Source organism: Streptomyces bobili (assembly GCF_002154575.1).
GTDB classification, from domain to species: domain Bacteria; phylum Actinomycetota; class Actinomycetes; order Streptomycetales; family Streptomycetaceae; genus Streptomyces; species Streptomyces bobili.
In genome coordinates this window covers 1-6,845 of sequence record NZ_MUBA01000477.1, presented here as the reverse complement: position 1 = coordinate 6,845, position 6,845 = coordinate 1, and the positions used below count along the sequence as shown (strand labels likewise).

Genomic DNA, 6,845 nt, shown 5'->3' with positions numbered 1-6,845 from the left:
GTGCGGGCCCTGGCCGGCGAGGGGCTCGCGCGGCGGGCCGCACCGTTCCTGGTGCTCGCCCCGGCGGCGGTGTGGATGGGCACGTCGGCCGACGCGTACTTCGCGGCCGTCGCCGCCTGGTCCGTGACGCTGCTGGCCCTCGCCGTCACCGGCCGCTCGGTCCGCCGCTCGCTCGGGTGGGCGGCGGGCTCCGGCCTGCTGTTCGGCCTGACCTGCTATCTCTCCTACGGGCTCACCCTGTTCGCCGTCCTCGGCGGGGCGGTGCTGCTGCTCGGCCGCCGGCACGTCCGGGAGCGAGGGGTTGTGCTGCTTCTGCCGCTGCTGGCCGGGCTCGCGGTGGTGCCGACGGTGTTCACCGTGGCCGGGTTCGACTGGTGGGAGGCGTACCGCCTGCTCGTCACGCGCTACCACCAGGGCGCGGGCGGGGTCCGCCCCTACGGCTACTGGGTGTGGGCCAACCTCGCCTGCACCGTCCTCATCATCGGCCCGGCGTCGGTCGCGGGCCTGAGACGGGCCGGCGCGGTGCTGCTGCGGCACCCCGGTGCGGCGCTGACCGCCCCCGGCGGCCCGGACCGTCCCGCCGCCGAGGCCCGGCTCGTCCTGCTCACGGCCGCCGCACTGCTGGCCCTGCTGGTCGCCGACCTGTCCGGCATGAGCAAGGCGGAGACGGAACGCATCTGGCTGCCGTTCGCGATGTGGCTGCTCCCGGCCTGCGCGTTCCTGTCCCGCCCGCGCGCCTGGCTGGCCGCGCAGGCGGTCCTGGCCCTGCTGCTCAACCACCTGCTCAGGACGGGCTGGTGAGGGCAGGCCGGTGACGCGGGCCAGGACACGCCGACGAGGGCGAGGGGGAAGGTACGGCGTCGGTCAGCCGGTGGTGGCGGCGAGCAGACCGAGGGTGTCGATCACCCGGTTGGAGAAGCCCCACTCGTTGTCGTACCAGGCGACCACCTTGACATGCCGGCCGTCGACGCGGGTGAGGGCCGAGTCGAAGATCGACGAGGCCGGGTTGCCCACGATGTCGGCCGACACGAGCGCGTCCTCGGAGTACTCCAGGACGCCCGCGAGGGGGCCCTCGGCGGCGGCCCGGTAGGCGGCCAGCACGTCGTCGAGGGTCACGTCGCGCGCCACGGTCGTGTTGAGCTCGACGATCGAACCGACCGGGACGGGCACGCGGATCGAGTCGCCCGAGAGCTTGCCCTCGAGGTTCGGCAGTACCTGCCCGATCGCCTTGGCGGCGCCCGTGGTGGTCGGCACGATGTTGACGCCGGCGGCGCGGGCGCGGCGCGGGTCGCGGTGCGGGCCGTCCTGGAGGTTCTGCTCCTGGGTGTACGCGTGCACGGTGGTCATGAAGCCGTGCTCGATGCCCGCGAGGTCGTCGAGGACCGCGGCCAGCGGTGCGAGCGCGTTGGTCGTGCAGGAGGCGTTCGAGACGATCGTGTGCAGCTCCGCGTCGTACGCGTCGGTGTTGACGCCGAACGCGAGGGTGACGTCCGCGCCGTCCGACGGCGCGCTGACGAGCACCTTCCTCGCGCCCGCGTCGAGGTGGGCGCGCGCGGCCTTCGCCGAGGTGAAGCGGCCGGTCGCCTCCAGGACGATGTCGACGCCGAGTTCGGCCCAGGGCAGCTGCGCCGGCTCGCGCTCGGCGAGGACCTTGATGCGGCGGCCGTCGACGACGAGGGTGTCGCCGTCGGCGCTCACCGGGCGGCCGAGGCGGCCGGACGTCGAGTCGAAGGCGAGCAGCCGGGCGAGGGTGGCGGGCTCGGTGAGGTCGTTGACGGCGACGACCTCGAGGTCGGTGTCGCGCTCCAGCAGCGCGCGCAGCACGTTGCGTCCGATGCGGCCGAATCCGTTGATGGCGATGCGAGTCATGTGTGGTGTCCCTTCCATTCGCTTCCCCAGGTTCGCGTGCCGCCCGTGGCCGGGACAGCGGCGAGATCGCCACGGTTCGAAAGGATCGCGCCACGCGGGGGGATGCGCTCGGTCGACGGGCCGGTCCGGGCTATTCGCCCTGGGTGAAGGTGCGCCGGTACTCGCTCGGCGTGGTGCCGAGGATGCGCTGGAAGTGCGTCCGCAGATTGGCGCCGGTGCCCAGGCCGACATCGGCGGCGATCTGCTCGACGCTCCGCTCGGAGCGTTCGAGCAGTTCCCGGGCCGCGTCGATACGGGCGCGCATCACCCACTGCATGGGCGTGTACCCCGTGTCCTCGACGAAACGCCGCGAGAAGGTACGGGGCGACACCGCCGCGTGCCGGGCGAGCACCGTGAGGGTGAGGGAGGCGCCGAGGCGGCGCAGCGCCCACTCGCGGGTGGCGGCGAACCGCTCGCCGAGCGGCTCGGGCACGCTGCGCGGCACGTACTGCGCCTGGCCGCCGCTGCGGTAGGGGGCCGCGACGAGGCGCCGGGCCGTGTGGTTGGACGCGGCCACGCCGAGGTCGCCGCGCAGGATGTGCAGGCACAGGTCGATGCCGGAGGCGGCGCCGGCCGAGGTCAGCACGCTGCCCTCGTCGACGAACAGGACGTTCTCGTCGACCCGTACCAGCGGGTGCCGGGCGGCCAGGGCGCGGGTGTAGTGCCAGTGCGTCGTGGCTCGCCTGCCGTCGAGGAGGCCGGTGGCGGCGAGGGCGAAGGCGCCGGTGGAGATGGCGGCGAGCCGGGCGCCGTGGCCGTGGGCGGCGATCAGCGCGTCGACGACCGCGCGGGGCGGGTCGTCGCGGTCGGGGAACCGGTAGCCGGGGATGAAGACGATGTCGGCCCGTTCGAGGGCGTCGAGCCCGTCCGCGACGTGGTACGACAGCCCGTCGCCGCCGGTCACCAGTCCGGGTGCCGCACCGCAGACGCGTACCTCGTACGGCATGCTCGCGCGGGTCGTGAACACCTGCGCGGGGATGCCCACGTCCAGCGGTTTCGCCCCTTCCAGGACGAGGACGGCGACACGACGGAGACGGGGGGCCTGCACGGTTGCCAGGTTACCCGGCGACGATCACGCGGCCTTCCCACCGGTAACCCGATTGACGGGTACACGTCCACCTGCATAAGTTCTGCGCGTTCGTGATCACTCACGACCGTCAGAACGACCTCCGGGGGATGCGATGAGCTGGTACTTCCAGGTGCTCGGACGGTACGCCGTGTTCGGCGGCCGCGCCCGCCGTAAGGAGTACTGGATGTTCACACTGGTGAGTTCGGTCATCTACCTGGCGCTGGCCTTCGCCGACGACCGCGTCGGCAGCGAGTGGCCCACGCTGACGTACCTGTTCGCGACCTTCCTCCCCAGCCTGGCCGTCACGGTCCGTCGCCTGCACGACACCGACCGCTCCGGCTGGTGGGTCCTGGTCGGCGCCATCCCCTGTGCCGGCTTCATCGCCATGCTGATCTTCACCGCCGGCGAACCCACTCCCGGCCAGAACAAGTACGGCCCGAACCCGAAGGAGACCCCGTTCCTCACCGACGCGGTCCCGCACTGACCGGTCGCCGCCGAGCGGCCCGGCCCCGCCGTTAGCTCGGGGCCCCGCGGGGCACTCGCCAGAGCGTCCGGCCGGTCGTCGCGGGAGGAGACGAAGGTGGCCACCAGCCGACTTTCCGATCAGGAGCGGCGCGTCCTGGCGGAGATCGAACGCGCGCTGAGCCGGGACCGTCGGCTCGACCGGCGGCTGCGGACCTTCGTCCCGCCGCCACCCCGCCCCCGTGTGCGGACGGCCGCCTCGTTGCTGGCCGTGTCCGTCACGCTGATGGTGACCGGCATCGTCACCTCCGAACCGGGCGTGATCTGGGCGTTCGCCGCCGTGTGGCCGGTGACCCTCTGCACGGTGTTCCGGCTGCTGTGCCGCTGGACGAAGGGCTGACCCACCGCGTTTGCCCTGACGGCGCCTCGGGGACCGGTCGGCAGGAGGTGATCGTCGTGCCCGAGCCCGGCAGCAAGAAGTACGACACCCGGCGAACACGGCTCCGCAAGGACGCCGAGAGTTCCGGAGTGAGCGACCAGGACGCCAACCGGGCGGCCAACGAGGAGCTTCAGGAGGGCGAGGACCGGCGCAGCCGGGGCCCGCGCACCGAACGCGGCCGGGGCCCGAAGGGCGAGCGCCCGGAGAACGCCGACTGACACCGCCCGACGCCGCCCGACCCCGAGCGCGCACGACCCCGCAGGCCGGCCGACCTGCGGGGTCGTTGCGCGCTCGGCACTCGTGCTCCCAGGATGCTCAGGGTCGCCGCACCACCCGCAGCGTCCCGAGGGAGGGGTCGGCCGCGTCCGGGAGGAGGACGCCGTGGTCGACGCCGCTGCGGAGGTAGTCGACGATCTCGTCGGTGATGACCTCGCCGGGAGCGACCGCCGGCACGCCCGGCGGGTACGGGCTGATCGTCTCGGCGGCGATCCGCCCCGCCGCGCGTTCGGCCGGCACGTGGTCCGCCTCGGCGAAGAACGCCTCACGCGGGAGCATGGCCTGTTCCAGCTCCAGGGCGGAGGGCTCCGGCAGGCGGACCGGCGGCTGCCGTTCGATGGAGTCGGCGGACTCGGCGAGGGCACGCAGGGCGTCGAGCAGGATCTTCTCGGTCTCGTCGTCGTCGGCGTGGGTGATCGAGGCACTGATGCGGCAGCTGTCGGAGCCGCCGACGTCCACATGGCGCCGGTCGCGCAGCCATTCGGCGGCCTGCATGCCGCTGATGCCGAGTTCCCGCACGTCGATCACGAGTTTCAGGGGGTCGAAGGAGGCGGCGAGCCCTTCCTCGACGACCTCCTGTCCCATCGGCCGCAGCCCCGGCAGCTCACCGGCGGCGACCCGGATCCGTTCGGCCCGCCGGAGCGCGGCGTCCAGGAGTTCGTGCCCGTGCTCGACCATCTGGCGTCGCCAGCCGTCGAGCGTCGCGTACACCAGGGAGGAGGCGCTGGTGGTGCCGAGCAGGTCCTCCCGCTGTTTGAGCACCTCGGGCGACACCCGGTCGTACTGGAGATGGAAGACGGAACTCTGTTCGATGGCTCCGCCCATCTTGTGGACGCTGGTGACGACCAGGTCGGCCTCCGCGTCCATGCCCCAGGGCGGCAGACCCGGGTGGAACGGCAGGTGGGCGCCCCACGCCTCGTCGACGATGAGCGGGACGTCGAACTCGTGGCACACGCGGGCCACGCCCTGGATGTCCGCGCAGGTGCCCCAGTCGGTGGGGGTGATCAGCAGCATGCCCTTGGCGTCCGGGTGCTCCTGGAGACGACGGCGTACGTCGTCCGGCTCCGGCGGGTGCGCGAGGTGCCGCTCCCCGTCGAACTTCGGGTGGACCCAGATGGGTTCGACACCGTTGACGACGACGGCCGCGATCACGGACTTGTGCGCGTTGCGCGACAGCAGCAGTTTCTCGCCGGGGCCGGCGACGGCGAGCATGGCGGTCTTGACCGAGAGGGAACTGCCGCAGGTGGAGAAGAACGCCTGCTCGGCACCGACCGCGTCCGCCATGAGTTCCTGGGCCCGGCCGAGCACGCCGTGGGACTGGCGGCGGTCGTCCAGGCCGTTGAGCGACAGGACGTCCGAGCGGAACACGTCGAGCCCGACGACCTCCGCGACCCGCGGATCCACACCGCGGCCCTGCTTGTGTCCGGGCGGGCCGTACGCCACGTCTCCGCGACGCCTGAACTCCTGCAGCGCCTCCAGCACGGGAACCCGTGAGTGATCCATCGTTCCTCCCTGGTGAGAGCCGGACGAGTACCCCGGTCACCCGGCGGGAGAACCCTGCGTCGTCACCCGGCCGCTCCGCGTTTTCGGCCGGGACCGTGGGGGCACTCGCGGAGCCATGAATCAGAGTCGTCGCCCCCCACTCGCCGACAGCTCGCTCGCCCTGCTCGCCAAGGGGTACGGCTGGCTGCCCGACCGCCGGCGCCGCAGTGCGAGCCCTGTCGTACGCGCCCGGCTGATGGGACAGCACGCCGTGGCCCTGCACGGGCCGGAGGCGGTGCGCTTCTTCTACGACGAACGGCACGTGGAGCGTGAGACGGCGCTTCCCGGGCCGGTACTGAGCACCCTGTTCGGTCACGGCGCCGTGCACACCCTGGACGGGCAGGCCCACCGCACGCGCAAGCACATGTTCCTCTCCCTGCTCACCGGGCCGCAGGCCGTCGCCGGCGTGGTGGAACAGGTCTCCAAGGCGTGGGACGAGGCCGTGCCGTCGTGGCCCGCCCGTCCGTCGGTCGTCCTGTTCGACGAGGTGAGCCGCGTCCTCACCCGAGGCGTGTGCCGCTGGGCCGGCCTCCCCCTCGACGACGTCGACCGGGTGGCGCGCGACATGGTCGCCATGGTCGACGGTTTCGCCACGCCCGGTCCACGCCACTGGCGGGCCCGCCGCGCCCGTGCCCGCAGCGAGGCCTGGCTGGGCCGTCTGGTCGAGGAGGTACGGGACGGGGAGACCGACGCTCCGGCCGGGTCGGCGCTGGACGGGGTGGTCCGGCACCGGGACGCCGACGGCCGGCTGCTCGACCCGCACACGGCCGCCGTCGAACTGCTGAACATCGTCCGCCCCACCGTCGCGGTGTGCTGGTTCGTCGCCTACGCCGCGCACGCACTGCACCGCGGTCCCGGCGGCCTGCGGGAACGGCTGCGCGAGGACGACGCCGCGTACGCCGTCGCCTTCGCCCACGAGCTGCGGCGCTTCTACCCCTTCGCGCCCTTCCTCGGCGGCCGGGCCGTCACCGACCTGGAGTGGCAGGGGGAACCGATCCCCTCGGGCACGCTGATCCTGCTCGACCTGTACGGGCAGAACCACGACCCCGGCCTCTGGGCCGACCCGTACACCTTCGAACCGGGACGCTTCCTGGACCGGCCGCCCGAACGCGACGAACTGATCCCGCAGGGCGGCCGGTCCAGGAAGCG

The 6,845-nt window shown here is 73.0% G+C and carries 7 protein-coding genes and 1 pseudogene; 5 read left to right on the top strand and 3 right to left on the bottom strand.

The window, feature by feature from the left end:
• Positions 1-801, top strand: a pseudogene (locus BZL64_RS30795) (hypothetical protein); the annotation flags it as partial.
• 63 nt (positions 802-864) lie between these two features.
• Here BZL64_RS30795 and gap read toward each other — a convergent pair.
• Together gap and BZL64_RS30785 are read right to left on the bottom strand one after the other, a co-directional pair.
• A complete protein-coding gene (gene gap / locus BZL64_RS30790; protein WP_086772428.1) occupies positions 865-1,869 on the bottom strand; it encodes a type I glyceraldehyde-3-phosphate dehydrogenase in 1,005 nt (334 codons plus the stop codon).
• Between the two features lie 130 nt (positions 1,870-1,999).
• The gene (locus tag BZL64_RS30785) at positions 2,000-2,956 is read right to left on the bottom strand and encodes a GlxA family transcriptional regulator (protein ID WP_086772427.1); all 957 of its coding nucleotides are present in this window, start codon (positions 2,954-2,956) and stop codon (positions 2,000-2,002) included.
• Positions 2,957-3,089: 133 nt separating this feature from the next.
• Between BZL64_RS30785 and BZL64_RS30780 the strand changes: the two genes are divergently transcribed.
• The 3 genes from BZL64_RS30780 to BZL64_RS30770 all read left to right on the top strand — a co-directional run bounded on the left by BZL64_RS30780 (position 3,090) and on the right by BZL64_RS30770 (position 4,096).
• Positions 3,090-3,461: a DUF805 domain-containing protein gene (locus BZL64_RS30780; RefSeq protein ID WP_086772426.1), complete on the top strand. Its 372-nt coding sequence runs from the start codon at positions 3,090-3,092 to the stop codon at positions 3,459-3,461.
• A gap of 96 nt (positions 3,462-3,557) precedes the next feature.
• The gene (locus BZL64_RS30775) at positions 3,558-3,839 is read left to right on the top strand and encodes a DUF3040 domain-containing protein (RefSeq protein ID WP_086772425.1); all 282 of its coding nucleotides are present in this window, start codon (positions 3,558-3,560) and stop codon (positions 3,837-3,839) included.
• A 56-nt stretch (positions 3,840-3,895) separates the two neighbouring features.
• A complete protein-coding gene (locus tag BZL64_RS30770; protein WP_167396219.1) occupies positions 3,896-4,096 on the top strand; it encodes a hypothetical protein in 201 nt (66 codons plus the stop codon).
• A 97-nt stretch (positions 4,097-4,193) separates the two neighbouring features.
• Here the strand turns inward: BZL64_RS30770 and BZL64_RS30765 are convergent, their stop codons facing one another.
• On the bottom strand, positions 4,194-5,657 hold the full coding sequence (locus BZL64_RS30765) for an aminotransferase class I/II-fold pyridoxal phosphate-dependent enzyme (RefSeq protein WP_086772423.1): 1,464 nt from the start codon (positions 5,655-5,657) through the stop codon (positions 4,194-4,196).
• 115 nt (positions 5,658-5,772) lie between these two features.
• Here BZL64_RS30765 and BZL64_RS30760 point away from each other — a divergent pair.
• Positions 5,773-6,845 (top strand): cytochrome P450 (locus BZL64_RS30760; protein ID WP_107430373.1); only part of this gene is annotated, 1,073 nt, incomplete at its 3' end.